This is a genomic window from Chromobacterium sp. HL1 (assembly GCF_057418835.1).
In genome coordinates this window covers 379,519-404,613 of sequence record NZ_CP162399.1, presented here as the reverse complement: position 1 = coordinate 404,613, position 25,095 = coordinate 379,519, and the positions used below count along the sequence as shown (strand labels likewise).

Sequence of the window (25,095 nt, the reverse complement as noted above, 5' to 3'; positions counted from 1 at the left end):
TCTTCGCCAAGGGAGCCGCCCATGAGCAACGAATTCAACCCCAACGACCCCTTCTCCCTATTCCGCCAGTTCTGGCAAACCGCCACGCCGCCGGGCATGCAGCCCTTTCTGCCGCCGATGAGCGAGGAGGAGATCGAGCGCAAGCTGGCGGAATTGCGCGTGGTGGAAAGCTGGCTGACCATGAATATGGGCATGCTGAGCATGCAGATCAAAGCCCTGGAAATGCAGAAGTCCGCGCTGCACTCGATGCGGCCTAAAGACCCGCCGCACAATTGAAACCGCCCCCGCCCCGATGCGGCCGCGCTCAAGTTTGCTTGGCGCGCAAACAACGCTACACTCTACCGTCCGGCCGCGGATCTTCCTGGCAGAAGCCCGCGGTCGCCATGCCTCAAGGTGATGAACGGGACGGCTCGGCCTCCCCTTTCCCATAACAATTAACGACCACTTTTCCGCGGACTCCATGCGTTTCTCCACTCCTTACGCCGCGCAGCCCGCAGATTCCGGCCTGCCTTCCATCCCCGTCTGGCTGTTCTTGCTCATCGCCGTCGCCTGGCTGCTGCCCGGCCTGGTGGGTCATGAGCCCTGGAAGCCGGACGAAGCCTACACCTTCGGCCTGATCCGCCATATCGCTCAGACCGGCGACTGGATCGTGCCGACGCTGGCCGGCGAGCCCTTCATGGAAAAGCCGCCGCTGTTCTTCATCAGCGCCGCCTTCACCATGCAATTGTTCAGCGGCTGGCTCAGCGCGCCGGACGCCGCGCGGCTGGCCGCCGGCGGCTGGATGGCGCTGGCCCTGGCCGGCACCGCCGTCTCCGCCGGCGCCTTGTACGGCCGCCGCGCCGCCGCCTGGGGCGCCTTGCTGCTGCTGGGCTGCCTGGGCCTGCCGATGCGCGCCCATCAGATGATCACGGACACCGCCCTGTTGGCCGGCGTGGCCTGGGGTCTGGCCGGACTGGTGCTGCTGCGCCGGCGCGCCCTGCTCGGCGGCGCGCTGCTGGGCCTGGGCGGCGGCGTCGCCTTCCTGAGCAAGGGCCTGCTCGGCCCCGGCTGCCTGGGCCTGACCGCCTTGTTGCTACCGCTGCACCCGGATTACCGCAACCGCCGTTACGCCGGCGGCCTGCTGCTGGCCGCGCTGATCGGCCTGCCGCTGACCGCGCTGTGGGGCTTGAGCCTGTACTTGCGCGACCCGGCCTTGTTCCAGCTGTGGTTCAAAGTGAACAACTTCGGCCGCTTCGACGGCAGCGCCCATCTGGGCCCCAAGGCTCCGCGCCTGTTCTACGGCCGCACCCTGCCCTGGTACGGCATCCCGGTCTTGCCGCTGGCCTTGTGGGGGCTGTGGCGCGGCCGCCGACAATGGACCCACGCCTGGCCGGCGGCGCCGGCGCTGCTCTGGCTGGTGACGCTGACCGTCTTGTCGCTGGCGGGCGACGCCCGCGAACTCTATGCGATGCCCTTGCTGCTGCCGCTGGCGCTGCTGGCCATCGCCGGTTTGCGCGCCGGCGAATCCCATCGCGGCTGGCGCGCGCTGTCCGGCTTCAGCCTGTTGCTCTGCCTGGCGCTTGGCGCCTTCGTGCTCGCCGTCGCCTGGGTGCTTTCCACCGGCGAACCGGCGCAATGGTCCCGTCACCTGCTGCACCGCAAGTTCACCGATTGGCACCCGCAGTGGCATCCATGGACCTGGCTGGCCTTCGGCCTGATCGCCGGCGGCGCGGCCTGGCTATGGCGACGCGTCCCGGCCGATACTGCGCCCGGCTTCGCCTGGCGCTGGAGCCTGACCATCGTGCTGTTGTGGGGCGGCCTGGCCACACTGTGGCTGCCGGCGCTGGATCACGGCATGCGCTACCGCGAAACCTTCGCCCCGCTGCGCCCTGTCCTGGCCGACATCGGCCGGCAAGGCGAATGCGTCGCCAGCGTCGGCCTGGGCGAACCCCAACGCGCGCTGCTGGACTACTACGCCGATTACCGCACGCTGCGGCTGGAAAGCACGCCGCAGGCCAAAGACTGCCGCTGGTTGCTGGTCCAGTCTCTTCACGACCAGCTGCCGGCCTTTCTCCGCGGCCTGACGCCGATGGCGAGCTTCCAGCGTCCGGGCGACCCGAAGGAACGCTTCCGCCTGTATCGGCTGGAACAACCGCTGGGCCAGCTGTTGGATACGGGCAAATAATTACAATGTATTTAATTTCAGACGAAATCGTCACAATTCGTCACAATTTGCCCCATATTCATTAACAATCACAGCGCCGCGATAACGTAGCCTTAACCCTTTTTTTCTTGAGGTTATGGTATGTCGGCGCTGAACGCGGTGGATTTATTCTGGTCTCTGGCCAGCGGGCGCTTCTCCCGCAAGGACGGATTCGACGAAGGGAAGAATCGCTGCAAATTCGCGCTGCGCGGACTGCTGACCCTGCCCTGGACGCTGCGCTGGCTGGACAGCTGGGGCCAACCCGCGCTGCGCCGCCATCTGCAAGCCAATCCGCGGCTGGCCTGCAAGCTGCACCGCCCCTATCTGTACCGCGCTCTTGGCCCAAGCGGCAAGCTGGCGGCTCTGCGCGAACACTATCAGACGCTGGCGACGCGGGTGTCTCCCGCCGCCTACCGCAGCCTGCTCAGCGACGCCGGTCTGCCGCTGGCCGCGCTGCTCGGCAAAAACGAGGCCGCGATCACGGCGGTGCTGACGCACCGCCACAGCTTCGACAAAGAAGGCGAGCTGTCCTTGCAGATCTGCTCGGAGGAAGGGATCGCCATCGCCACGCTGACCTTCACCATCACCCGCCATCAAGGTGAAACCGCCATCATCATCGGCGGCCTGCAAGGCCCGCGCAAACCCCATGGCGCGGAAGCCGTGCACCAGCTCACCAAGCAAAGCCACGGCCTGTTTCCCAAGCGTTTGGCGGTTGAGGCCTTGGTCGCGCTGGCCCAGGAAATAGGCGCTAACCAGGTGCTGGCCGTCAGCAAATGGCAGCATATCTACAGCTCCTGGCGCTATCGCCGCCAGTTCTTCGCCGATTACGACAGCTTCTGGGACACCTTCGACGCCCAGCCCACCGCTTGCAAGCGCTTCTTCAGCCTGCCGCTGCAACTGCCGCGCAAGCCCCTGAGCGAGATCGCCAGCAAGAAACGCGCGGAATATCAGCGCCGCTACGCCTTGCTGGACGAACTGGCCAGCCAGAGCCGCAGCGCCGTCACGCGCCGGGCCGCCGCAAACTGAAAGCCGTCTTAGCGCGGCTGAACTCGTCGCCGCCCAGCTTGCCCACCAAGTCCAGGGCCTTGCTCGCCACGCGGCCGTCCCGCCACGCCTCGTCCGCCACATGCACGTGGCGCACCTCGCCCAACACCAGATTGCCGGCGCCCGCGCCTTCGCCCAGCACCAGGCACTGGCTCAGCACGCATTCGAAACGCAGCGGCGCCTGTTCCACGCCCGGCGCCCTCACCTGCCGGCTGCGCGCCTTGCTCACGCCGGCCAGATCGAACTCGTCCACCTCCGGCGCATAAGGGCCGCAGCTGAGGTTCATCGCCTCCGCCAAGCGCTCCGGCACCACATTAACGACGAACTCGCCGGTGGCGCGGATATTGGCCAGGGTATCCTTCTCGCCGCCGCTGGCCGGCGTCAGAATGCTCAGCGCCAGCACCGGCGGCTTCACGCTGGCCACGGTGAAGAAGGAAAACGGCGCCAGATTAGCCACGCCCCGCAAGTCCTGAGTGCTGACCCAGGCGATGGGCCGGGGCTGCACGCTGCCCACCAGCAAAGGGTAGACCGCCTCCGGCGGCAAGCTCTTGATGTCGCAGTCCATGGGGATTCCTCCTAGATGCCATCATTCTAATGCTGCACAGCAACAAAATACCAGCGCCGCCAATTGCGCCCGGCGATGGTGTCGCAACCGCTCGGCAGGTAAAATGACGCGATGAACTCACCTCGTTTTATCCATCTGCGCCTCCATTCGGAGTTCTCCATCACCGACGGCATCGTACGCCTGGATGACGCCATCAAGCGCGCCATCAAGGACAATATGCCCGCGGTGGGCATGTCCGATCTGATGAACATCTTCGGCATGGTCAAGTTCTACAAGGGCTGCCGGGACAAAGGCGTCAAGCCCATCGTGTCCTGCGATGTCTGGCTGGAAAACGAGGATGACCGCGACAAACCCTATCGCCTGATGCTGACGGTGAAGAACCGCCAGGGCTACGGGCGCTTGTGCGAACTGCTGGCCGACGCCTACACCCACAATCAGTACCGCGGCCGCGCCGAACTCAAGCGCGCCTGGCTGGAAAACGGCGACAACAGCGGCCTGATCTGCCTGTCCGGCGCCCACATGGGCGACGTGGGCCAGGCCCTGCTGATGGGCCAGCGCGACGAGGCGCGCCGCCGCGCCGAATATTGGGAGAGCTGCTTCCCGGACAGCTTCTACCTGGAGTTGCAGCGCCTGAACAACCCGCAGGTGGAGCACGCGCTGCAAGCCTCGCTGTGGCTGGCCGGCGAGACCGGCCTGCCGGTGGTGGCCACCCACCCCATCCAGTTCATGGACCCGGACGACTTCAAGGCCCACGAGGCCCGCGTCTGCATCGCCGAGGGCTTCACCCTGGGCGACAAGCGCCGGCCGCGCAGCTTCGAGGAAAACCAATACTTCCTGTCCACCGAGCAGATGCTGGAGCGCTTCGCCGACATCCCCGAGGCGCTGGAAAACTCGGTGGAAATCGCCCGCCGCTGCAATATCAGCGTGCAACTGGGCAAGAACTACCTGCCGCAATTCCCGACGCCGGACGGCATGACGCTGGACGACTACCTGGTGCATCTGTCCCAGGAAGGGCTGGAAGAACGGCTGGCCAAGCTCTATCCCGATCCGGAAACGCGCGCCCAAGAGCGGCCGCGCTACGACGAGCGCTTGAAGATCGAGTGCGACACCATCATCCAGATGGGCTTCCCCGGCTACTTCCTGATCGTGGCGGACTTCATCAACTGGGCCAAGAACAACGGCTGCCCGGTGGGTCCCGGCCGCGGCTCCGGCGCCGGCTCGCTGGTGGCCTACAGCATCGGCATCACCGACATCGACCCGCTGGCCTACGCGCTGCTGTTCGAACGCTTCCTCAACCCCGAGCGGGTCTCCATGCCCGACTTCGACATCGACTTCTGTCAGGACAACCGCTACCGCGTGATTGAATACGTGCGCCAGAAATACGGCGCCGAAGCGGTGTCGCAGATCGCCACCTTCGGCACCATGGCGGCCAAGGCCGTGGTACGCGACGTCGGCCGGGTGCTGGACTTGCCGTATATGTTCTGCGACGGCATCTCCAAACTGATTCCCGCCGCGCCCGGCAAGCAATACTCGCTGGACGACGCTGTGGAAATGGAGCCGGTGCTGCGCGAGCGGCTGGAAAACGAGGAGGAACTGCGCGAGCTGTGGGAGTTGGCCAAGAAGCTGGAAGGCCTGACCCGCAACATCGGCATGCACGCCGGCGGCGTCTTGATCGCGCCGGGCAAGATCACCGACTTCTGCCCGATGTACCAGGCCAGCGGCGACGGCTCGGTGCCGGTGTCCATGCTGGACAAGGACGATGTGGAAAAAGTGGGCCTGGTGAAGTTCGACTTCCTCGGCCTGCGCAACCTGACGATTATCGAACTGGCCGTCGGCTACATCAAGGACCTGGACCCCAGCTTCGACACCGACCTCAATCTGCTCGAGTTCACCGACGCCGCCGCCTACAAAGTGCTGCAGCAGGCCAATACCACCGCCGTCTTCCAGCTTGAATCGGACGGCATGAAGCGGCTGCTGGAAAAACTGAAGCCCGACCGTTTCGAAGACATCATCGCTGTGCTGGCCCTGTACCGTCCGGGCCCGCTCGGCTCCGGCATGGTGGACGACTTCATCCTGCGCAAGGCCGGCAAGCAAGAGGTCGACTACTACCACCCGGACCTGCAGGCCTGCCTGGACCCGACCTACGGCGTGATCGTCTACCAGGAACAGGTGATGCAGATCTCGCAGATCATCGGCGGTTACACCCTGGGCGGCGCCGACATGCTGCGCCGGGCGATGGGCAAGAAAAAACCGGAGGAAATGGCCGAGCACCGCGGCAAAATCGCCCAGGGTGCGGCCACCAAGGGCTACGACCCCAAGCTCGCCGAAATGCTGTTCGACCTGATGGCCAAGTTCGCCGAGTACGGCTTCAACAAGTCGCACACCGCCGCCTACGCCGTGGTCTCCTATCAGACCGCCTGGCTCAAGGCCCACCACACCGCGGCCTTCATGGCGGCCACCATGTCCTCGGAATTGGACAACACCGACCAGCTCAAGGTGTTCTACGACGACAGCGTGGACGGCAAAAACGGCCTGATCTTCCTGCCGCCCGACGTCAACCAGAGCTACTACCGCTTCGTGCCGGTGGACCGCAAGCACATCCGCTACGCGCTGGGCGCGATCAAGGGCACCGGCGAAGCCGCCGTCGACCACATCGTCGCGATCCGCGCCGCGTCCGGGCCGTTCAAGGACTTGTTCGACTTCTGCAGCCGCACCGACAAGAAGATCGTCAACAAGCGCGTGATCGAAGCGCTGATCCGCGCCGGCGCCTTCGACAGCATAGAGCCCAACCGGGCCAAGCTGTTCGGCAACGTCGGGCTGGCGATGGACGCCGCCGAACAGGAGCACGCCAACGCCAATCAGGGCGGCTTGTTCGACATGTTCGGCGACGACGTCGCCCCCAGCGTGGACATGGTCGAGATCAAGCCGTGGAGCGACGCGGTCAAGCTGGCGGAAGAAAAGCTGGCCATCGGCTTCTACCTGTCCGGCCACCCTTTCGCCGCCTACGCCAAGGAAATCCGCGGCTTCATCAAGACCCCGCTGTCCCGGCTCAGCCCGCGCAAGGAGCCCCAGTTGCTGGCCGGCTTCGTCACCGGCATCCGCGTCAAAGTGGGCAACCGCGGCAAAATGGCCTTCGTGCAGCTGGACGACGGCAGCACCAAATTGGAAGTCAGCCTGTTCGCGGAAAGCTTCGAAGCCAACCGCAGCCGCTTGAAAGACGACGTGGTGCTGGTGATAGAAGGCAAGGTCAGCGAGGACAACTTCTCCGGCGGCCTGCGCATCATCGCAGACAAAGTCTATGAGCTGGGCGAGGCGCGCAGCCGCTACGCGCGCAGCCTGTCGCTGAAACTGGCCGGCAAGGTGGACGTCAGCAAACTCAAGGCCCAGCTGCACCCGTTCCGCAGCGAAGACGCCGGCTGCCCGGTGCGCATCCATTACAACAACGGCGCGGCCAGCGGCGACCTAATGCTGCCCCCGCCCTGGGGCGTCCGGCTGGACGACGGGCTGTTGCTGGCGCTGCAGGACTGGCTGGGCAACGACAAGGTCAAAGTGATGTGGTGAGCCGCCGCGCTCCCGCCAAGCCGCGCGCAGCGCGGCTTTTTTCTTGCCCCGCGCTTTGCAAGCGCCGGGCATTGCAGTAGGCTTGCCCGCTCAAACGCACCACAGAAGAGGATGTTTTCAGATGACGGCACGCCCGGCGCAACTCCAAGACGTCGCCCCGGTCTTCCAGATCGAGCAAGCGGTATTCGGCCACCACGTCTACCCGGACTTTTTCTTCCGCCAGGCTCACGACCTGTGGCCGGACCTGTTCTTCGTCGCGCCGGGCGCGCAAGACGGGGCACTGGGCGGCTACATCATCGGCGCGCCGGGCAGCGGGCAAGGCGAATTCTGGATCATGTCGCTGGCGGTCCACGAGCATTGCCGCGGACAAGGCGTAGGCAAGCAACTGCTGCAGGCCTTGCTGCAGGCGCTGCGGGCGCGCCAGGCCAGCCACGCGAAACTGACGGTCCACCCCGACAATCCCGCGGTCAGGCTGTACCAGCAGCTTGGCTTTGTCGTCGTCGAACATCAGCCTCATTACTTCGGCGACAACGATCCGCGCCTGGTCATGCGCGCGGATTTCTAGCCGTCCGGACGCAACAAAGCCTCCCTTTGGGGAGGCTTCCGTGTCGCCGTTCAACAGCACAATGCATAAAGCCCAGCTCGTGTGAGCTGGGCTTTGCAATGGGGCGTCTGGCGGTGTCCTACTTTCACATGGCGAATGCCACACTATCATCGGCGCTAAGGCGTTTCACGGTCCTGTTCGGGATGGGAAGGCGTGGGACCACCTCGCTATGGCCACCAGACATAAACTGGTACAAACTTGAAGAAGCCTGGGATGGTCTACACCACCCCACATATATTCGGTATTCAATTGTGCCGCACAACACTATCTCGTCGCTCAGTTTCCCAAGCCACTCAAATGATAGGATCAAGCCTCACGAGCAATTAGTATCGGTTAGCTTAACGCCTCACAGCGCTTCCACACCCGACCTATCAACGTCCTGGTCTCGAACGACTCTTCAGGAGGGTCAAGCCCTCAGGGAAGTCTCATCTTCAGGCGAGTTTCCCGCTTAGATGCTTTCAGCGGTTATCTCTTCCGCACTTAGCTACCCGGCAATGCGACTGGCGTCACAACCGGTACACCAGAGGTGCGTCCACTCCGGTCCTCTCGTACTAGGAGCAGCCCCCGTCAAACTTCCAACGCCCACTGCAGATAGGGACCAAACTGTCTCACGACGTTTTGAACCCAGCTCACGTACCACTTTAAATGGCGAACAGCCATACCCTTGGGACCGGCTACAGCCCCAGGATGTGATGAGCCGACATCGAGGTGCCAAACACCGCCGTCGATGTGAACTCTTGGGCGGTATCAGCCTGTTATCCCCGGAGTACCTTTTATCCGTTGAGCGATGGCCCTTCCATTCAGAACCACCGGATCACTATGTCCTGCTTTCGCACCTGCTCGACTTGTCGGTCTCGCAGTTAAGCTACCTTTTGCCATTGCACTATCAGCACGATTTCCGACCGTACCTAGGTAACCTTCGAACTCCTCCGTTACACTTTGGGAGGAGACCGCCCCAGTCAAACTGCCTACCATGCACTGTCCCCAATCCGGATCACGGACCAAGGTTAGAACCTCAAACACACCAGGGTGGTATTTCAAGGACGGCTCCATGAGAACTAGCGTTCCCACTTCATAGCCTCCCACCTATCCTACACAAGTCTGTTCAAAGTCCAATGCAAAGCTACAGTAAAGGTTCACGGGGTCTTTCCGTCTAGCAGCGGGGAGATTGCATCTTCACAAACACTTCAACTTCGCTGAGTCTCAGGAGGAGACAGTGTGGCCATCGTTACGCCATTCGTGCGGGTCGGAACTTACCCGACAAGGAATTTCGCTACCTTAGGACCGTTATAGTTACGGCCGCCGTTTACTGGGGCTTCGATCAAGAGCTTGCACCCCATCACTTAACCTTCCAGCACCGGGCAGGCGTCACACCGTATACGTCCACTTTCGTGTTGGCACAGTGCTGTGTTTTTGTTAAACAGTCGCAGCCACCGATTCTCTGCGACCTCTCAAAGCTCCTCCCGCAGGGGATTCACTCTAAGAGGCATACCTTCTCCCGAAGTTACGGTATCAATTTGCCGAGTTCCTTCTCCTGAGTTCTCTCAAGCGCCTTAGAATTCTCATCCTGCCCACCTGTGTCGGTTTGCGGTACGGTTCTTATGCAGCTGAAGCTTAGTGGCTTTTCCTGGAAGCGTGGTATCAGTCACTTCAGGTCCGTAGACCCTCGTCATCACGTCTCGGCCTTAAGGGGCGGCGGATTTGCCTACCACCCCAGCCTACCGGCTTAAACAGACTATTCCAACAGTCTGATGACCTAACCTTCTCCGTCCCCACATCGCACTGCATAAAAGTACGGGAATTTTAACCCGTTTCCCATCGACTACGCTTTTCAGCCTCGCCTTAGGGGCCGACTCACCCTACGCCGATGAACGTTGCGTAGGAAACCTTGGGCTTTCGGCGAGCGGGCTTTTCACCCGCTTTATCGCTACTCATGTCAGCATTCGCACTTCTGATATCTCCAGCATCCCTTACGAGACACCTTCACAGACCTACAGAACGCTCCCCTACCATCTGCACTTACGTGCAAATCCGCAGCTTCGGTTATCAGTTTGAGCCCCGTTACATCTTCCGCGCAGGACGACTCGACCAGTGAGCTATTACGCTTTCTTTAAATGATGGCTGCTTCTAAGCCAACATCCTGGCTGTCTATGCCTTCCCACCTCGTTTACCACTTAACTGATCATTTGGGACCTTAGCTGGCGGTCTGGGTTGTTTCCCTCTTGACGATGGACGTTAGCACCCACCGTCTGTCTCCCATGCTCGCACTTTCCGGTATTCAGAGTTTGCCATGGTTTGGTAAATCGCAATGACCCCCTAGCCATAACAGTGCTTTACCCCCGGAAGTGATACATGAGGCACTACCTAAATAGTTTTCGGGGAGAACCAGCTATCTCCGAGTTTGTTTAGCCTTTCACCCCTATCCACAGCTCATCCCCTAGTTTTGCAACACTAGTGGGTTCGGACCTCCAGTGCGTGTTACCGCACCTTCATCCTGGCCATGGATAGATCACTCGGTTTCGGGTCTACGCCCAGCAACTAAATCGCCCTATTCGGACTCGGTTTCCCTACGCCTCCCCTATTCGGTTAAGCTCGCTACTGAACGTAAGTCGCTGACCCATTATACAAAAGGTACGCAGTCACGGAACAAGTCCGCTCCCACTGTTTGTATGCATCCGGTTTCAGGTTCTATTTCACTCCCCTCCCGGGGTTCTTTTCGCCTTTCCCTCACGGTACTGGTTCACTATCGGTCGATCATGAGTATTTAGCCTTGGAGGATGGTCCCCCCATCTTCAGACAGGATTTCTCGTGTCCCGCCCTACTTATCGTACGCCTAGTCCTTGGAATGCGTTTTCGTGTACGGGGCTATCACCCACTATGGCGGTCCTTTCCATGAACCTTCCACTAACACAATCCATAACACGTACAGGCTCTTCCGCGTTCGCTCGCCACTACTAACGGAATCTCGGTTGATTTCTTTTCCTGCAGCTACTTAGATGTTTCAGTTCGCTGCGTTCGCCTCCTCAGACCTATGGATTCAGTCTGGGATCTCCTTGCGGAGGGGTTTCCCCATTCGGACATCGCGGGATCAAAGCTCTATTGCCAGCTCCCCCGCGCTTTTCGCAGGCTTACACGTCCTTCTTCGCCTATGATCGCCAAGGCATCCACCAGATGCACTTAGTCGCTTGACCCTATCATTTCAGTAACCTAGATCACCAAAACAACAAGTGTGTTTGTGCGACGACTACACCGCCCCTTTTGATATGGCGACGTAGCCTAGATACAATCAAATACCCAAGATGACGATCCGTCCACGTAAAGAGTTAACTCTACGTTTCCTTCTCGCCGTCTTTATATATTCGGCTTCTTCAGTTTGTTAAAGATCAGTGCGTTCAAACAACGCGATCACAGTACTCATCCAAGCACTCTGATCGCGAGACTCAAACTCGCGAATAACCGATAGGCTGTAAGTACTCGATCAACAACCTTCTCTAGAAAGGAGGTGATCCAGCCGCAGGTTCCCCTACGGCTACCTTGTTACGACTTCACCCCAGTCATGAATCCCACCGTGGTAAGCGGCCTCCTTACGGTTAGCCTACCCACTTCTGGTGAAACTCACTCCCATGGTGTGACGGGCGGTGTGTACAAGACCCGGGAACGTATTCACCGCAGCATGCTGATCTGCGATTACTAGCGATTCCGACTTCACGCACTCGAGTTGCAGAGTGCGATCCGGACTACGATCGGTTTTATGAGATTGGCTCCACCTCGCGGCTTCGCGACCCTCTGTACCGACCATTGTATGACGTGTGAAGCCCTGGTCATAAGGGCCATGAGGACTTGACGTCATCCCCACCTTCCTCCGGTTTGTCACCGGCAGTCCCATTAGAGTGCCCAACTTAATGATGGCAACTAATGGCAAGGGTTGCGCTCGTTGCGGGACTTAACCCAACATCTCACGACACGAGCTGACGACAGCCATGCAGCACCTGTGTTAACGCTCCCTTTCGGGCACCGCCACATCTCTGCGGCGTTCGTTACATGTCAAGACCAGGTAAGGTTTTTCGCGTTGCATCGAATTAATCCACATCATCCACCGCTTGTGCGGGTCCCCGTCAATTCCTTTGAGTTTTAACCTTGCGGCCGTACTCCCCAGGCGGTCAACTTCTCGCGTTAGCTACGCTACCAAGGATTCAAACCCCCAACAGCTAGTTGACATCGTTTAGGGCGTGGACTACCAGGGTATCTAATCCTGTTTGCTCCCCACGCTTTCGTGCATGAGCGTCAGTGTCATCCCAGGGGGCTGCCTTCGCCATCGGTATTCCTCCGCATCTCTACGCATTTCACTGCTACACGCGGAATTCTACCCCCCTCTGACGCACTCTAGTCGTGCAGTCTCCAATGCCGTTCCCAGGTTAAGCCCGGGGCTTTCACATCAGACTTGCACAACCGCCTGCGCACGCTTTACGCCCAGTAATTCCGATTAACGCTTGCACCCTACGTATTACCGCGGCTGCTGGCACGTAGTTAGCCGGTGCTTATTCTTCCGGTACTCTCAGACCCAGCGGTTATTAACCACTAGGATTTGCTCCCGGACAAAAGTCCTTTACAACCCGAAGGCCTTCTTCAGACACGCGGCATGGCTGGATCAGGCTTGCGCCCATTGTCCAAAATTCCCCACTGCTGCCTCCCGTAGGAGTCTGGGCCGTGTCTCAGTCCCAGTGTGGCGGATCATCCTCTCAGACCCGCTACTGATCGACGCCTTGGTGAGCCTTTACCTCACCAACTAGCTAATCAGACATCGGCTGCTCGTATAACGTGAGGCCTTTCGGTCCCCCACTTTCCCCCTCAGGGCGTATGCGGTATTAATCCGGCTTTCGCCGAGCTATCCCCCATTACACGGTACATTCCGATGCATTACTCACCCGTTCGCCACTCGTCAGCGGTGCAAGCACCCTGTTACCGTTCGACTTGCATGTGTAAAGCATGCCGCCAGCGTTCAATCTGAGCCAGGATCAAACTCTTCAGTTCAATTCCAAGCAAATTTTCTGGCACGCAAGATCAAAGAAACATCGAGACATTTCTCGTCTTGCAGTGCAAGTGTTTGGTCATCGACCGAGCACTTACACCTATCGGTTATTCGTTCTGTTAAAGATCGGTGCAGGTCGCTGCGTTTCGTTTCCGCCGCTGCGTTGTCTGCTGAGGAGGCGAACTATACGTCAGCCCCCTAAACCCGTCAACACCTTTCGTGAAAGATTTTTGACAAAAGAGGCCTCTCGCAAGCTATCCCCATGATTTATATTGAATCATCCATATGAAGAATTTCAGCGTAGCCGCCATGCACTGGTAGGGACTGTCGTTTCCGGATTGAAAAAACGATAATTCCCCTCCTCGTCCGCCCTTCTAGAAGCACAATCATGCGCAACAAAACCTGGATTTTCGACCTGGACGACACGCTGCACCACGCCAGCGGCGGCATCTTCGCCCATATCAGCCACGCGATGTCCGCTTATATGATGAAACATCTGCAAGTGGACGCGGTGGAAGCCCGCTTGCTGCGCGAGCGCTATTGGGCGCAATACGGCGCCACCATGCATGGGCTAGTTACCCACCACGGCATCGACCCTCATGACTTCCTATTAGAAACCCATAAGCTGGAAGAACTGGAGCAATGGCTGTTCGCCGAGCACAATCTGGCGGAATCGCTGAGCGCGCTGCCGGGCCGCAAGCTGATCTTCTCCAATGGCCCGCACCATTATGTGCAAGGCATTTTGCAGCGCTTGGCGATAGAGCGGCACTTTCACTCTATATATGGCGTCGAGCAAGTGGACTACGTGCCCAAGCCGCATGTGGGCGCCTTCCGTAAAGTTCTGGCGCAAGAGCGGCTGGATCCGCGACACTGCATCATGGTGGAGGACTCGCTGCCCAATCTGCTGACGGCGAAGAAGCTGGGCATGAAAACGGTCTGGGTCAGCAAGCAGGTGCGGCGGCCTGCGCATGTGGACATCCGCATCGCCTCCATCGGCGAGCTGGCGCGCCGTCGCTGGGACTGAAATAAAAAAAGGCCGGAATCCCGGCCTTTTCCTATATAGAGTATCCCGCTTACTTCAGCTTGATCTCGGACCACACCTTGTTCAGCTCGCGACGGTCCTTGGCGTTCAAGTCCTTCAGCTGTTGCAGGCGCGGCAGTTCGCCGGCGGTCGGGAAGATCGCATGCACCTTGGTCAGTTCCGGTTTGACGAACTTGCCGGCGGCGGCGTTGGGGTTGCCCGAGCCCATCTCGTTGGTCAGACCGGAGGCGTTCTTGCCGTCCAGCATGAAGTTGATGAATTTGTAAGCCAGGTCCTTGCGCGGCGCGTCCTTCAACACCACGAAGTTGTCCAGCGACAGGGTGTTGCCTTCTTTCTGCAAGCCGAAATTGACGCCGAACTTGCGGCCGGCCTTCTTGGCGTCCTGCTGCGCCTGGTACATATCGTTGGAATAGCCCAGCGCGACATAGATGTTGCCTACGGTCAGTTCCTTGATATAGCTCTGGTTGTTGAAGGCGGCCCAGTAGGGCTTGGCCTTCAGGATCACGTCGCGCGCCGCCTTCCAGTCCGCCGGATTGGTGGAGTTGGCCGGCTTGCCCAGATACATCAAGGCGGCGGACACCAGCTCGCGCTGAGAGTCCAGCACGGTGATCTTGCCCTTGAGCTTGGCCAATACGGCCGGATCGAAGATCAGCGCCCAGCTATTGGCCTTGTCCAGCAAGCCCAGTTCTTTCAGCTTGGTTTCGTTGTAGCCCAGCAGCGTGGTGGTGAAGGCGTAGGGGACCGAGTACTGGTTGCCCTTGTCGAAGAAGCTGTTCAAATAGCCTGCGTTCAGGTTCTTGAAGTTGGGCAGCTGTTTTTTGTCCAGCGGCTGCGCCTTGCCCTGCTTGATCAGCGCTTCCACCGCGAAGCCGGTCGGCACCACGATGTCGTAACCCTTGGCGCCGGCGGCCAGCTTGGCCAGCATTTCTTCGTTGTCGCCGTAGAAATCTTGCACCAGCTTGCACTTGCAATAAGCCTCGAAGCTCTTGGCGGTGCTTTCCGATAGGTAGTTGTTCCAGTTGTAGAGGTGCAATTCTTCCGCTGCGTACGCTTGTGCAGATACGGCCAGGGCAAGCGTCACCAGGACTTTTTTCATTGCGTTTTTCCTTCTATTCGCACGAGTGCGTTGCGACTACATGAAAAACCGGCCGGCTCCCTTGTTGCCCGGCCGGGGCCCTACTACTTAAACAGGCTTTCAGCCATTGGCCCGCAGCGCGCTGGGCGACACGCGCGAAGCAATGACGATCAGCACCAGGGTCAACAGCATCAGCAAGCTGGAAACGGCGTTCACTTCCGGCGTCACCGCGATCTTGATCATCGAGTAAATCTCCAGCGGCAGCATGCTGGCGCCTGCGCCGGCGGTGAAGAAGGTGATCACGAAGTCGTCGATGGACAAGGTAAAGGCCATCAGGGCGCCGGCGATGATGCCCGGCTTGATCACCGGCAGGGTGATCAGGCGGAAGGCCTGAAACGGCGTCGCCCCCAGATCGCGCGCCGCTTCCACCAGGCTGTCGTCCATGCCCTGCATCCGCGCCCGCACCACGATGGCGACGAAGCCGATGCAGAAGGCGACGTGGGACAGCAGGATGGTGATCATGCCCAGTTCCAGAATGCCGATCAGCTGGTTGACGATGACGAAGAAGATCACCAGCGACACCCCCATCAGCAGTTCCGGGATGGCGATGGGCGTCAGCACCAGGAAGGGCAGCAAGCGCAGCTTGTAGCGATGCATGGCGATGCCGGCCAAGGTGCCCAGCACGGTGGCGCAGGCGCTGGCGATGATGCCTATGATCAGCGAGTTGGCCGCCGCGCTCAGCATCTTCTCGTTGTGGAACAGTTTGTCGTACCACTTGAGGGTGAAGCCCACCCATTCCGCGTTGAGTCTGGAATCGTTGAACGAGTACAGCACCACGATCACCAGCGGCAGATAGAGGAAGAGATAGGTCAGCAGCGCCGACGCCCACAACCAGCGGGATTGTTTCTTAGCCACGTTTCTTGCCTCCTCTGCCCACCATCGCGCCCAGGGCCGCGATCAACAACACTCCGCCGGTCAGCATGATGGACAGCACCGAACCGAACGGCCAGTCGCGGGTGTCCAGGATTTGCTGCTTGATCAGGTTGCCGATCATGATGGAGTCGGTGCCGCCCAGGATGTCCGGAATGGCGAACATGCCCAGCGCCGGGATGAACACCAGCGCGGAGCCGGCGAACACGCCGGGCAGGCTCAGCGGCCAGGTCACGCGCCAGAAGCGTTGCCAGGCGTTGGCGCCAAGATCCTGCGCCGCGTCCAGCAAGGCCATGTCGTGTTTTTCCAGATTGGCGTACAACGGCAACACCATGAAGGGCAGGTGCACATAGACCAGGCCGACGATGACGGCGAACGGGGTGAACAGCAGACGCACCGGTTCAAAACCCAGCGAGGTCACCACCACGTTCAGCATTTTGGTGAACGCCGATTGCGGCCCCAGGATGATCATCCAGGCGTAGATGCGGATCAGGAAGTTGGACCAGAACGGCAGGATCACCAGCAGCAGCATCAGGTCGCGGTATTTCTTGCCGGAGCGGGCGATCAGCCAGGCCAGCGGATAGGCCATCAACAGGCAAACCACGGTAGTGATCCCCGCGTAGCCGGCGGACTTGATGAACAGCTCGATATAGAGCGGCTCCTCCACCAAGCGGCGGAAGTTGTCCAGCGTCAGATCCCAGACCAGCTTGCCTTCCTCGAGGTAGTACATCGGCGCGAGGCCGCCGTAATCGCCCGGATTGCGGAAAGCCGCCACCACCATGATCAGCGACGGCACCAGGAAAAACAGGATCAGGTAGACCAGCGGCGGCCACGACAGCGCCCACTTGCCGAATCGATCTCGAATCGCCATGCGCGTTTACTCCGTCAGGAAGCTGCCGGCGTCAAAGCGCCAGGCCAGTTCCACGATGTCGTTGTCGTCAAAGAATTTGGCGACGCCCGGAATGCTGTTGGGCAGCATCGCCTCCACCATCACGCCCTCGCCCACTTCCACCACGTAGAGCGTAACGTCGCCCAGGTACAGGCAATCGTGAACGCGGCCTTTGAAATAGGCTTCGTCGTCATGGGCCGGCAGACTCTTGTCCAGCTTGACCTTTTCCGGACGCAACGCCAGCCAGCCGGTCTGCCCTTCGCGCACGTCCGGCACGGTCAGGCAGCGCACTTCGCCGCAGCCTTTCAAGTCCACCAGCATGGTGTCGCCGTCCACGCGCTTGACCTTGCCTTCCAGCACATTGCACTGGCCGAGGAAGTCCGCGACGAAGCGGTTCTTGGGCTTGCTGTAAATGGTTTCCGGCGCGTCCAATTGCTCCACCTGGCCGTGGCTCATCACCGCGATGCGGTGGCTGAGCGCCAGCGCTTCGCCCTGGTCGTGGGTGACGTAGACGAAGGTGATGCCCACTTCTTTTTGCAGATTGATCAGTTCCAGCTGCATTTCTTCGCGCAGTTTGGCGTCCAGCGCGGACAGCGGTTCGTCCAGCAGCAGCAGCCGCGGACGGTCCACCAGCGCTCGGGCGATGGCCACGCGCTGGCGCTGGCCGCCGGACATCTCGTGCGGGTAGCGGTCGCCGAACTGGGTCAGGCGCACGTCTTCCAGCAATTCGTCCACCTGGGAAGCGATCTTGGCCTTGTCCCACTTGGCCATTTTGAGCGGGAAGGCGATGTTCTCGCGCACCGTCATGTGCGGGAACAAGGCATAGCTTTGAAACACGGTGTGTACCGGACGTTTTTCCGGCTGCACCTGCGACATGTCCTGACCGTCCAGCAGGATCTGGCCGGAATCCGGCTGCTCGAAGCCGGCCAGCATGCGCAGCAAGGTGGTCTTGCCGCAACCGGAGGGCCCGAGCAGGGTGAAGAACTCGCCTGCCTCTACCGACAGGCTGACATTGTTGACCGCCGTGTAGTCGCCGAAGCGCTTGACGACATTTTTGATTTCAAGGAGAGCCATTGTCTTCCCCGCCCAAGAAAAAGGGCGCCAGTTTAACAAAAAAGATAAAGCTGGGGCCGTTGAAATCCCTTGAAAATTCAAGACCTCAGCGCATTTTTTCCATTGTGCGAACCGGGCGTTCGGGCCGGGCCGGTAAGTTGCTATTTTCTCAGCAGAAAACCGCGCGCCGCACGCTGGGTTTTCGGTGCGGCGCAACATGGTTCCAATTCAAATAATTGATGCTTTTTGACAACAACTGTCGGCATCTCGCCGTCTACGCGCCGCCAAACAGCGCTTACCACTGCCCTTCATTGAAGAAGCGGCGGTAGCGCTCCACCCAGTTCGAGATATCGAAACCGTTGGCCTGCAGCCAATCGTGGTTGTAATAGCTGCCCTGGTAGCGGTTGCCGTCGTCGCAGATCAAGGTAACGATGGAGCCGCTGCGGCCCTGGCTGCGCATCTGGCCCACCAGTTCGCAAACACCGTAGAAATTGGTGCCGGTGGAACCGCCGCAGCGGCGTCCCAGCACTTCTTCCAGGAAGTGGATGGCGGCGTAGCTGGCGACGTTGGGCACCCGGATCACATTGTCGATGACTGTGGGAATAAAGGAGGGTTCCACCCGAGGCCGGCCTATGCCTTCCACGCCGGAGCCGCCTTCGCAGCGGCAGTCCATGCTGCCGGTATGGAAACTGTCGTAGAACACCGAGTTTTCCGGGTCCACCACGCAGACCTTGGTCGGCAGTTTCTGGTAGCGCACATAGCGGCCGAAAGTGGCCGAGGTGCCGCCGGTGCCGGCGCCGCAGACGATCCAGTCCGGCACCGGATTCGGCTCATAGGCCATTTGGGTGAAAATGGTGTCGGCGATATTATTGTTGCCGCGCCAGTCGGTGGCGCGCTCGGCATAGGTGAACTGGTCCATGTAATGGCCGTTCAACTCTTCCGCCAGGCGTTTGGATTCGTCGTAAATGGTGGCGGGATCGTCCACCAGGTGGCTGCGGCCACCGTAGAATTCGATGGCGCGGATCTTTTCCTGCGAGGTGCTCTTGGGCATCACCGCGATGAAGGGCAGGCCCAGCAAGCGGGAAAAATAGGCCTCGGACACCGCGGTGCTGCCGCTGGAAGCCTCGATGATGGTGCTGCCTTCGCGTATCCAGCCATTGCACAAGCCGTATAGAAACAGCGAGCGCGCCAGCCGGTGCTTGAGGCTGCCGGTGGGATGGGTGGATTCGTCCTTGAAATAGAGCTGTATCTCCGGCGCGCCGGGGATGGGCAGCGGGATCAAATGGGTGTCGCTGGAGCGATTGAAATCGGCCTCTATCTTGCGCACCGCCTGGGCAACCCAATCAGTCATCTTGCTTCTCCAGTGTCGGAAAGTTCTCAATCGGCCATTCTAACGCGACAAGCAAGAAAAAAACGCCCCGTAGGGCGTTTTGGATTCAAAGCGGCGAGCCGATCAGAACTTGGTGCCGAAGCCGATGCCGAATACCCACGGGTCGATCTTCAGTTCGCCCAGTTTGGCGCCGCCCAGCTGATCCGCGGTCACGTCGGTCTTGATCCAGATTTTCTTGACGTCCAGGTTGACGAACCAGTTCTTGTTGATCGCGTAGTCCGCGCCCAGTTGCAGCGCCGGACCCCAGCTGTTTTTCTTCACGCTCAGATCTGTCGCACTACCTGCTTTCAGGCCTTCATTGTAGAAACGGGTGTAGTTGATGCCGGCGCCCACATAGGGACGGAAGGTGGCGTCAGGAGCGAAGTGGTATTGCAGGGTCAAGGTCGGCGGCAACACCGATACCTTGCCGACGGAACCGAAGGTGTTGGTGGTGACTTCGTGACGGGTGGTGCCCAGAATCAGCTCGGCGCCGATATTGTTGGTGATCATGTAGGTGAAGTCGACCTCAGGCGCCCAGCTGTCTTTGGCGTCGACATTCAAACCCGACACTACGCCAGAGTTGCTCCAGCTGGCGTCGGGGTTGACATTGATCACGCGGAAGCGCGCCAGGATGTCGCCTTGAGCGGCGAAGGCGCTAGCGGAAACCAGGCCGATCATTGCGGCGAGAGCGAGCTTTTTCATATTGGGTTCTCCTGTCATGTTTGGTCGAATGCAGGCCTGGCGCTTGCCGCCATCGTTGACTTTGACTGCGGGCAGCAGTAGCGTTCGGCGTCCGGTGGCAGATTATCCAAGCACCTAATATCAAACTTTGCGCCAGATCATGAGATGGTCATGAAATATGCAGATTTACGGGAGTTTGTCTCCCAATTGGAACAACAAGGCCTGCTGAAACGAATTGCGGCCCCGGTCTCCCCGCATCTGGAGATGACCGAGATCGGCGACAGGGTACTGAAAGCCGGCGGTCCCGCGCTGCTGTTCGAACAGGCAGTCAAGGACGGCAAACGCTTCGATTACCCGGTACTGGCCAATCTGTTCGGCACGCCCGAGCGCGTGGCGCTGGGCATGGGCGCCGCCGATGTGATGCAGTTGCGCGAGATCGGCAAGACCCTGGCCTACCTGAAAGAACCGGAGCCGCCCAAGGGCTTGAAAGACGCCTGGGACAAGCTGCCCTTGCTGAAACAATTGCTGTCGATGGCGCCTAAGGAGGTCGGCAAGGCGCCGTGCCAGCAAATCGTATGGGAAGGCGCGGAAGTCGATCTGGAGCGCTTGCCTATCCAGCACTGCTGGCCCGGCGACGTGGCGCCGCTGATCACCTGGGGCCTGACCGTGACCCGCGGCCCCAACAAGAAACGCCAGAACTTGGGCATCTATCGCCAACAGCTGATAGGCCGCAACCGCGTCATCATGCGCTGGCTGGCCCACCGCGGCGGCGCGCTGGATTACCGCGAATTCTGCCAACAGCATCCCGGCGAACCTTACCCGGTGGCGGTGGTGCTGGGCTGCGACCCGGCCACTATCCTGGGCGCGGTGACGCCGGTGCCGGACACCCTGTCCGAATACCAGTTCGCCGGCCTGCTGCGCGGCAGCCGCACCGAGCTCACCAAATGCCTGGGTTCGGATCTGCAAGTGCCGGCGCGCGCCGAAATCGTGCTGGAAGGCCATATCCATCCGGACGACACCGCGATGGAAGGCCCTTACGGCGACCACACCGGCTATTACAACGAGCAGGACCGCTTCCCGGTGCTGACCGTGGACCGCGTCACCCTGCGCGAAAACGCGATCTACCACAGCACCTACACCGGCAAGCCGCCGGACGAGCCGGCGGTGCTGGGCGTGGCGCTGAACGAGGTCTTCGTGCCCATTCTGCAAAAGCAGTTTCCGGAAATCGTCGATTTCTACCTGCCGCCGGAAGGCTGCAGCTACCGGATGGCGGTGGTCAGTATCAAGAAGCAATACCCCGGCCACGCCAAGCGGGTGATGATGGGATGCTGGAGCTTTCTGCGCCAGTTCATGTACACCAAGTTCATCGTGGTGGTGGACGACGACGTCAACACCCGGGACTGGAAGGAAGTGATCTGGGCGATCACCACGCGCATGGACCCGGTGCGCGACACCACCTTGATCGAACATACGCCTATAGATTATCTGGACTTCGCCAGCCCGGTGTCCGGCCTGGGCGGCAAGATGGGCCTGGACGCCACCAACAAGATGCCGGGCGAAACCAACCGCGAGTGGGGCGTGCCCATCGTGATGGACCAGGCGGTCAAACAACGCGTAGACGCGATGTGGCTACAATTAGGGCTGTAAACCCTCCCCCATCCACCCCGGCCTACAAGCACGTCGGGGTGGATCGCGCCATGCCTTCGCCAACTACTCCCCACGCAGGGCCTTAGAACCTGCTTACGATCTGCCCGTGTCGACGATACGGCGCTGAAACCGCCTTCGAAGTGCTCATGCACCGCCAATGCATTCCGCTGTCTCAGCCGTTTTCGCTTTAGTTCGCTAGATCGTAAACACGTTCTTAGAACGTCCCCTCAATTGCCCCCCGACATCGGATGCTCCTGACAGATAGGGCAGCTGTCTTTTTTGATTAATATATTTATATTTCTACCTTAACTGAGAAAGCCTCTGCAACGATCTCGAGATGGCGCGCTTGCCGCCACAGGAGAGCAGCATGAAGAGTTGCCCGACAATCCAAGGATTGAAGCTGGATCAAAGCAGCCTGCAAGCTCTGGAGCAAATCGAACTCAAGCTGAGAGGCCTCCGACTCGCCGCCAGCCTCACCAGTATTGGCGTGATAAGCAATATCTTTTATCGCAGCAGCCCACTACAAGCGGCCTATAACATCCACGCAACAGACTGGCAGCTGTTCGCACAGAGCACGGCGGCTTGGCCGAGGATTATGCAGAAGGCGGTAACACGCATTGCGGAAGAAGAGCACTGGAATCATCAGCATGACCGGAAGCAAGCTCAATTCTGGGAGGCTGTGGCGTATGGCTGCAAACCTTAAAAACACATGGCCGGCTTGGGCTCTACTGATTGGCAACCTGTTCTGGCTAACGCCAAGCCAAGCACAATCGCCTGCCCAAGAAGATCTAACCTCATTTGCCATACGACGCCTGGCTCAAGCCGTGATCGACTATAGCGCTCAGATCCAATATTGCCGGCAACAAGAGATCGTGTTGCCTCCGGACACCTTCGCCGGATTAGAAATTTCCAGGGATGAGCAGATCGCTGCGCTTGCCTATTTCCGTAATAAAAATGACAGGACATGCCTTGGGCAAGTTGAAGAGGAGTTTTTGCAAGCCACCCTGCTAGCCCGGGAGGCAAAACTACCGGCTTATTCGGCCAAGGACGACCCCGGAGCTGAGCAGATTCTCACCGCGCTGCTATCCCGAACGCTTGCGCTAAAACGAGAGCGACCTTACTTACGTCTCGCGCCAGCACTGCGCCGTCAGTTGGAAGCGCTGCCGGTACTACAACATAACTTTGATCCATTCCAATCCATACGCAGCCTAGGCTTGTCAAACGCTGACATCGACGATGACTGAAACCATTTGACATACTCGACCACTTTCTACTGAGCCCCTTATTGAAAGCGCCCGGCATCATCAGAGGCCGGGCGCTGTTTGATCGCTCAACGCGTCTCAAGCACTTCCGCCTGCAACAGCACGGCCTCGCGCCCCAGCAGCGGATGGGCTTTGAACGGCCCGGCCCGATAGCGAATGCGCGAACCAGTCCGCTGCTTCAACGCGGCCACTTCCGCGGCCCCCAGGCCCTGGCCGTCGGCAGCGGGCTGGATGACGAAGGTGCCTCCATCCCCCTTTTCCACCCCCAAGCGCACCAGCGGCGGCGCGCCGACGGCGACCAGGGTGCCCTCCTCCCACGGCGGCAGCGACATCGCGCCGGCGCCGGCGCAAAGGCCGAGCCACAGCAGCAGTCCGCGCATCATGGCTTGAGCAGGATCAGATGGCTGTTGGCCGGCACCGTCACCCGCGCCACGCCGCGCGACAGCGGCAGGCTCTGCTTATAGGTTTCCGCCGTCGCCAACGCGCTCCAGCCGATTTCCTGCGCCTGGAAGGGCACCGCCGGCAACAACAAACTCTTGCCGTTCGGGAAATACTGGTTGGCCGGCAGGCTCAGCGTCTTGGCCGGGAAGCCGTAACCGCTGGCCGGATTGCCGCCCAGCGCCAGCGTGGTGTTGAGACGCAGCATCAGGCTGCTGTAATCGCCGGCGCCCGCCGCGCGCAAACCGTCGTTCAAGGCCGCTTCGCCGGTATTGGCGCCGGTCACCCACGGCTTCATCACGCCCGCGCCGAACTGATGCAGCATCTGCATGCCCGCCGCCAGCGCCTTCGGGTAGCAGGTGTAATTCGACGCCGCCACGCTCCAGCCCTTCAAATTGCAAGCCGGCCGGCGCAGAAAGCTTTCGAAATCGCCGCCGCGGCGCAGGTCCGGATGGGAGTTGGCGTCGCTGCCGCGACCGCCGGTGAAGGTGTCCGCCGACACCAGATAGCCCATGGTCTGGGCCGCCAGCTCGTTTTCCCATACCGTGGGCTGACCGGAACCCGGCGGTTTGCGCAGGATCTTGTTGTAGGCGTAGAGCACATGCAGGTATTCGTGCGCCAGCGTGGACAGGGCCAGGCTGGGGCCATTGCCCTTCATATTCCAGTTGCGGCCCGGATCGGCCTGGGCGAAGGTGTCCAGGTCCACGAAGGTGGCCAAGGCCTGATTGCTCTTGCCCACCACGTCGCGGCACTCTTGGTCGCCGCCGCACATGGCCGGCGCGGCCGACGCCAGCAAGGCGTTGGTCCAGCGCACATAGCCGAGCAAGCGGCCGCCGCCGGTCTGATTCGGATCGTTCAGCCGGCTCAGCACCAGGTGCACGTCCTTGGTGTCGCCGGGCAGCGCCAGCGCGCGCCAGCCCGGATCGATGTCATTGCCCCAGGGCTCGCTGACGACCGAGGCTTCCAAGGGATAGACGCTGTTGGCGAAGCGCTCGGCCAGCGCGTCGGCCTGATCGCTGCCCACGCTGACGTCCAACCCGTCCTGCGCCCAGACGTAAACTTTGCCGCCGCCGTTGGGCAAATCGCGCATGGCTTGCAGGCTGGTGGCGCTATCGCCGTCCATATCGTGCCAGACCCGTTTGCCGCCGATCGCGTAGCTGGCCGCCTGCAAGCTGGCCTGCTCCGCCAGCAGCCGGTGCGAACCGGCGCCGCGCAGCGACAAGGCGCCGGAGCGGGCCGACGCGCCAACCGCGGCCATCACCGCCTGGCTCTCCGCCTCCAGGCGTTCCGCGGCGGCGTCCGACCCGCCGCGCAGGCCGGAAGCGGCCAGCTTGGCCTGGCCCGAAGTGTCTCCGGAGCTGATGCGCGACACCACCATCTGCCAGGCGGCGCTCAAAGGGTTGCCGCTGATAGACACCGTTTGCGCCTGCGCGCCGGTATTGGTGTACTGGTAGACGGAGCCGGACTGCGCCCTGCCGGCCGAGGCCGGCAAGCGGCACACATTGCCCGAGCACGTCAGCGCCGCCACTTCCGCGCCGTCCGTCGCCAGCATCCTGCCAGATGCCGACGTTCCGGCGCTGGAACCGCCGCTGCCGGCGTTACCGCCGCCGCCGCCGCCGCCGCATGCGCTCAGCAACGCGGACACCACGGACACAGCCAATATTGTTTTTGTGCTTTTCATCCCTGTAGTCATCCATTTCATGTATTGAGAATGAGAAAAAATA

18 protein-coding genes and 3 rRNA genes are annotated in these 25,095 nt (G+C 60.5%); 9 read left to right on the top strand and 12 right to left on the bottom strand.

Annotated elements, in window-relative coordinates; all coding sequences use genetic code 11:
- Window positions 1-21 precede the first annotated feature (21 nt).
- The 3 genes from AB1Z25_RS02015 (at window position 22) to AB1Z25_RS02005 (ending at window position 3,208) form a co-directional block, all read left to right on the top strand.
- Window positions 22-276: a PhaM family polyhydroxyalkanoate granule multifunctional regulatory protein gene (locus tag AB1Z25_RS02015; RefSeq protein WP_107800821.1), complete on the top strand. Its 255-nt coding sequence runs from the start codon at window positions 22-24 to the stop codon at window positions 274-276.
- A 184-nt stretch (window positions 277-460) separates the two neighbouring features.
- Window positions 461-2,164: an ArnT family glycosyltransferase gene (locus AB1Z25_RS02010; protein WP_486636471.1), complete on the top strand. Its 1,704-nt coding sequence runs from the start codon at window positions 461-463 to the stop codon at window positions 2,162-2,164.
- A 120-nt stretch (window positions 2,165-2,284) separates the two neighbouring features.
- Window positions 2,285-3,208, top strand: coding sequence for a VirK/YbjX family protein (locus AB1Z25_RS02005; protein ID WP_227106692.1), 924 nt, complete (start codon window positions 2,285-2,287; stop codon window positions 3,206-3,208).
- Here AB1Z25_RS02005 and AB1Z25_RS02000 read toward each other — a convergent pair.
- Window positions 3,183-3,791: a flavin reductase family protein gene (locus AB1Z25_RS02000; RefSeq protein ID WP_235084698.1), complete on the bottom strand. Its 609-nt coding sequence runs from the start codon at window positions 3,789-3,791 to the stop codon at window positions 3,183-3,185. The two genes, AB1Z25_RS02005 and AB1Z25_RS02000, sit on opposite strands and share 26 nt — an antisense overlap.
- Before the next feature lie 111 nt (window positions 3,792-3,902).
- On the opposite strand from AB1Z25_RS02000, the gene dnaE reads away from it, so the two are divergent.
- Window positions 3,903-7,352, top strand: coding sequence for a DNA polymerase III subunit alpha (dnaE, locus tag AB1Z25_RS01995; RefSeq protein ID WP_486636470.1), 3,450 nt, complete (start codon window positions 3,903-3,905; stop codon window positions 7,350-7,352).
- A gap of 121 nt (window positions 7,353-7,473) precedes the next feature.
- Window positions 7,474-7,917: a GNAT family N-acetyltransferase gene (locus tag AB1Z25_RS01990; RefSeq protein WP_107800826.1), complete on the top strand. Its 444-nt coding sequence runs from the start codon at window positions 7,474-7,476 to the stop codon at window positions 7,915-7,917.
- 105 nt (window positions 7,918-8,022) lie between these two features.
- Here AB1Z25_RS01990 and rrf read toward each other — a convergent pair.
- The 3 genes from rrf to AB1Z25_RS01975 all read right to left on the bottom strand — a co-directional run bounded on the left by rrf (window position 8,023) and on the right by AB1Z25_RS01975 (window position 12,987).
- Window positions 8,023-8,137 (bottom strand): 5S ribosomal RNA (gene rrf / locus AB1Z25_RS01985).
- Between the two features lie 121 nt (window positions 8,138-8,258).
- A 23S ribosomal RNA gene (locus AB1Z25_RS01980) occupies window positions 8,259-11,147 on the bottom strand.
- 304 nt (window positions 11,148-11,451) lie between these two features.
- Window positions 11,452-12,987, bottom strand: a 16S ribosomal RNA gene (locus tag AB1Z25_RS01975).
- Together the 16S, 23S and 5S rRNA genes form the textbook arrangement of a ribosomal RNA operon.
- A 386-nt stretch (window positions 12,988-13,373) precedes the next feature.
- On the opposite strand from AB1Z25_RS01975, the gene AB1Z25_RS01970 reads away from it, so the two are divergent.
- Window positions 13,374-14,009, top strand: a complete 636-nt coding sequence (locus AB1Z25_RS01970) for a pyrimidine 5'-nucleotidase (RefSeq protein ID WP_107798019.1) — start codon at window positions 13,374-13,376, stop codon at window positions 14,007-14,009.
- A 49-nt stretch (window positions 14,010-14,058) separates the two neighbouring features.
- Here the strand turns inward: AB1Z25_RS01970 and AB1Z25_RS01965 are convergent, their stop codons facing one another.
- The 6 genes from AB1Z25_RS01965 to AB1Z25_RS01940 all read right to left on the bottom strand — a co-directional run bounded on the left by AB1Z25_RS01965 (window position 14,059) and on the right by AB1Z25_RS01940 (window position 20,045).
- Window positions 14,059-15,123 carry an ABC transporter substrate-binding protein gene (locus AB1Z25_RS01965; protein ID WP_107798018.1) on the bottom strand — a complete coding sequence of 355 codons (1,065 nt, stop codon included), beginning with the start codon at window positions 15,121-15,123 and terminating at the stop codon, window positions 14,059-14,061.
- Between the two features lie 99 nt (window positions 15,124-15,222).
- Complete coding sequence (locus AB1Z25_RS01960; RefSeq protein WP_227106685.1) at window positions 15,223-16,017, bottom strand: ABC transporter permease; 795 nt, start codon at window positions 16,015-16,017, stop codon at window positions 15,223-15,225.
- On the bottom strand, window positions 16,010-16,903 hold the full coding sequence (locus AB1Z25_RS01955) for an ABC transporter permease (RefSeq protein ID WP_227106683.1): 894 nt from the start codon (window positions 16,901-16,903) through the stop codon (window positions 16,010-16,012). Before AB1Z25_RS01955 ends, AB1Z25_RS01960 begins: the two co-directional genes overlap by 8 nt.
- Before the next feature lie 6 nt (window positions 16,904-16,909).
- On the bottom strand, window positions 16,910-17,995 hold the full coding sequence (locus tag AB1Z25_RS01950; RefSeq protein ID WP_107798016.1) for an ABC transporter ATP-binding protein: 1,086 nt from the start codon (window positions 17,993-17,995) through the stop codon (window positions 16,910-16,912).
- 274 nt (window positions 17,996-18,269) lie between these two features.
- Window positions 18,270-19,325 carry a PLP-dependent cysteine synthase family protein gene (locus tag AB1Z25_RS01945; RefSeq protein ID WP_474455556.1) on the bottom strand — a complete coding sequence of 352 codons (1,056 nt, stop codon included), beginning with the start codon at window positions 19,323-19,325 and terminating at the stop codon, window positions 18,270-18,272.
- A gap of 102 nt (window positions 19,326-19,427) precedes the next feature.
- On the bottom strand, window positions 19,428-20,045 hold the full coding sequence (locus AB1Z25_RS01940; RefSeq protein WP_107798014.1) for an OmpW/AlkL family protein: 618 nt from the start codon (window positions 20,043-20,045) through the stop codon (window positions 19,428-19,430).
- A 150-nt stretch (window positions 20,046-20,195) separates the two neighbouring features.
- On the opposite strand from AB1Z25_RS01940, the gene ubiD reads away from it, so the two are divergent.
- From ubiD to AB1Z25_RS01925, 3 genes are all read left to right on the top strand, one after another.
- Window positions 20,196-21,671, top strand: coding sequence for a 4-hydroxy-3-polyprenylbenzoate decarboxylase (ubiD, locus tag AB1Z25_RS01935; protein WP_107798013.1), 1,476 nt, complete (start codon window positions 20,196-20,198; stop codon window positions 21,669-21,671).
- A gap of 367 nt (window positions 21,672-22,038) precedes the next feature.
- Entirely contained in the window at window positions 22,039-22,374 is a 336-nt protein-coding gene (locus tag AB1Z25_RS01930) for a hypothetical protein (protein ID WP_227106680.1), read from the top strand.
- Window positions 22,319-22,915: a hypothetical protein gene (locus AB1Z25_RS01925; RefSeq protein ID WP_486636469.1), complete on the top strand. Its 597-nt coding sequence runs from the start codon at window positions 22,319-22,321 to the stop codon at window positions 22,913-22,915. The genes AB1Z25_RS01930 and AB1Z25_RS01925 overlap by 56 nt, the downstream gene beginning before the upstream one ends.
- An 86-nt stretch (window positions 22,916-23,001) precedes the next feature.
- On the opposite strand, the gene AB1Z25_RS01920 is transcribed toward AB1Z25_RS01925, so the two are convergent.
- Window positions 23,002-23,313, bottom strand: a complete 312-nt coding sequence (locus AB1Z25_RS01920) for a hypothetical protein (RefSeq protein WP_486636468.1) — start codon at window positions 23,311-23,313, stop codon at window positions 23,002-23,004.
- Window positions 23,313-25,052: a M30 family metallopeptidase gene (locus AB1Z25_RS01915; RefSeq protein WP_486636467.1), complete on the bottom strand. Its 1,740-nt coding sequence runs from the start codon at window positions 25,050-25,052 to the stop codon at window positions 23,313-23,315. The genes AB1Z25_RS01920 and AB1Z25_RS01915 overlap by 1 nt, the downstream gene beginning before the upstream one ends.
- Between the last annotated feature and the right edge of the window lie 43 nt (window positions 25,053-25,095).

Excerpts from the sequence above, each read along its gene's own strand:
- AB1Z25_RS02015 (WP_107800821.1), top strand. The coding sequence starts at position 22 with ATGAGCAACGAATTCAACCCCAACGACCCCTTCTCCCTATTCCGCCAG.
- AB1Z25_RS02010 (WP_486636471.1), top strand. The coding sequence starts at position 461 with ATGCGTTTCTCCACTCCTTACGCCGCGCAGCCCGCAGATTCCGGCCTG.
- AB1Z25_RS02005 (WP_227106692.1), top strand. The coding sequence starts at position 2,285 with ATGTCGGCGCTGAACGCGGTGGATTTATTCTGGTCTCTGGCCAGCGGG.
- AB1Z25_RS02000 (WP_235084698.1), bottom strand. The coding sequence starts at position 3,791 with ATGGACTGCGACATCAAGAGCTTGCCGCCGGAGGCGGTCTACCCTTTG.
- dnaE (WP_486636470.1), top strand. The coding sequence starts at position 3,903 with ATGAACTCACCTCGTTTTATCCATCTGCGCCTCCATTCGGAGTTCTCC.
- AB1Z25_RS01990 (WP_107800826.1), top strand. The coding sequence starts at position 7,474 with ATGACGGCACGCCCGGCGCAACTCCAAGACGTCGCCCCGGTCTTCCAG.
- AB1Z25_RS01970 (WP_107798019.1), top strand. The coding sequence starts at position 13,374 with ATGCGCAACAAAACCTGGATTTTCGACCTGGACGACACGCTGCACCAC.
- AB1Z25_RS01965 (WP_107798018.1), bottom strand. The coding sequence starts at position 15,123 with ATGAAAAAAGTCCTGGTGACGCTTGCCCTGGCCGTATCTGCACAAGCG.
- AB1Z25_RS01955 (WP_227106683.1), bottom strand. The coding sequence starts at position 16,903 with ATGGCGATTCGAGATCGATTCGGCAAGTGGGCGCTGTCGTGGCCGCCG.
- AB1Z25_RS01950 (WP_107798016.1), bottom strand. The coding sequence starts at position 17,995 with ATGGCTCTCCTTGAAATCAAAAATGTCGTCAAGCGCTTCGGCGACTAC.
- AB1Z25_RS01945 (WP_474455556.1), bottom strand. The coding sequence starts at position 19,325 with ATGACTGATTGGGTTGCCCAGGCGGTGCGCAAGATAGAGGCCGATTTC.
- AB1Z25_RS01940 (WP_107798014.1), bottom strand. The coding sequence starts at position 20,045 with ATGAAAAAGCTCGCTCTCGCCGCAATGATCGGCCTGGTTTCCGCTAGC.
- ubiD (WP_107798013.1), top strand. The coding sequence starts at position 20,196 with ATGAAATATGCAGATTTACGGGAGTTTGTCTCCCAATTGGAACAACAA.
- AB1Z25_RS01930 (WP_227106680.1), top strand. The coding sequence starts at position 22,039 with ATGAAGAGTTGCCCGACAATCCAAGGATTGAAGCTGGATCAAAGCAGC.
- AB1Z25_RS01925 (WP_486636469.1), top strand. The coding sequence starts at position 22,319 with ATGACCGGAAGCAAGCTCAATTCTGGGAGGCTGTGGCGTATGGCTGCA.
- AB1Z25_RS01920 (WP_486636468.1), bottom strand. The coding sequence starts at position 23,313 with ATGCGCGGACTGCTGCTGTGGCTCGGCCTTTGCGCCGGCGCCGGCGCG.
- AB1Z25_RS01915 (WP_486636467.1), bottom strand. The coding sequence starts at position 25,052 with ATGAAAAGCACAAAAACAATATTGGCTGTGTCCGTGGTGTCCGCGTTG.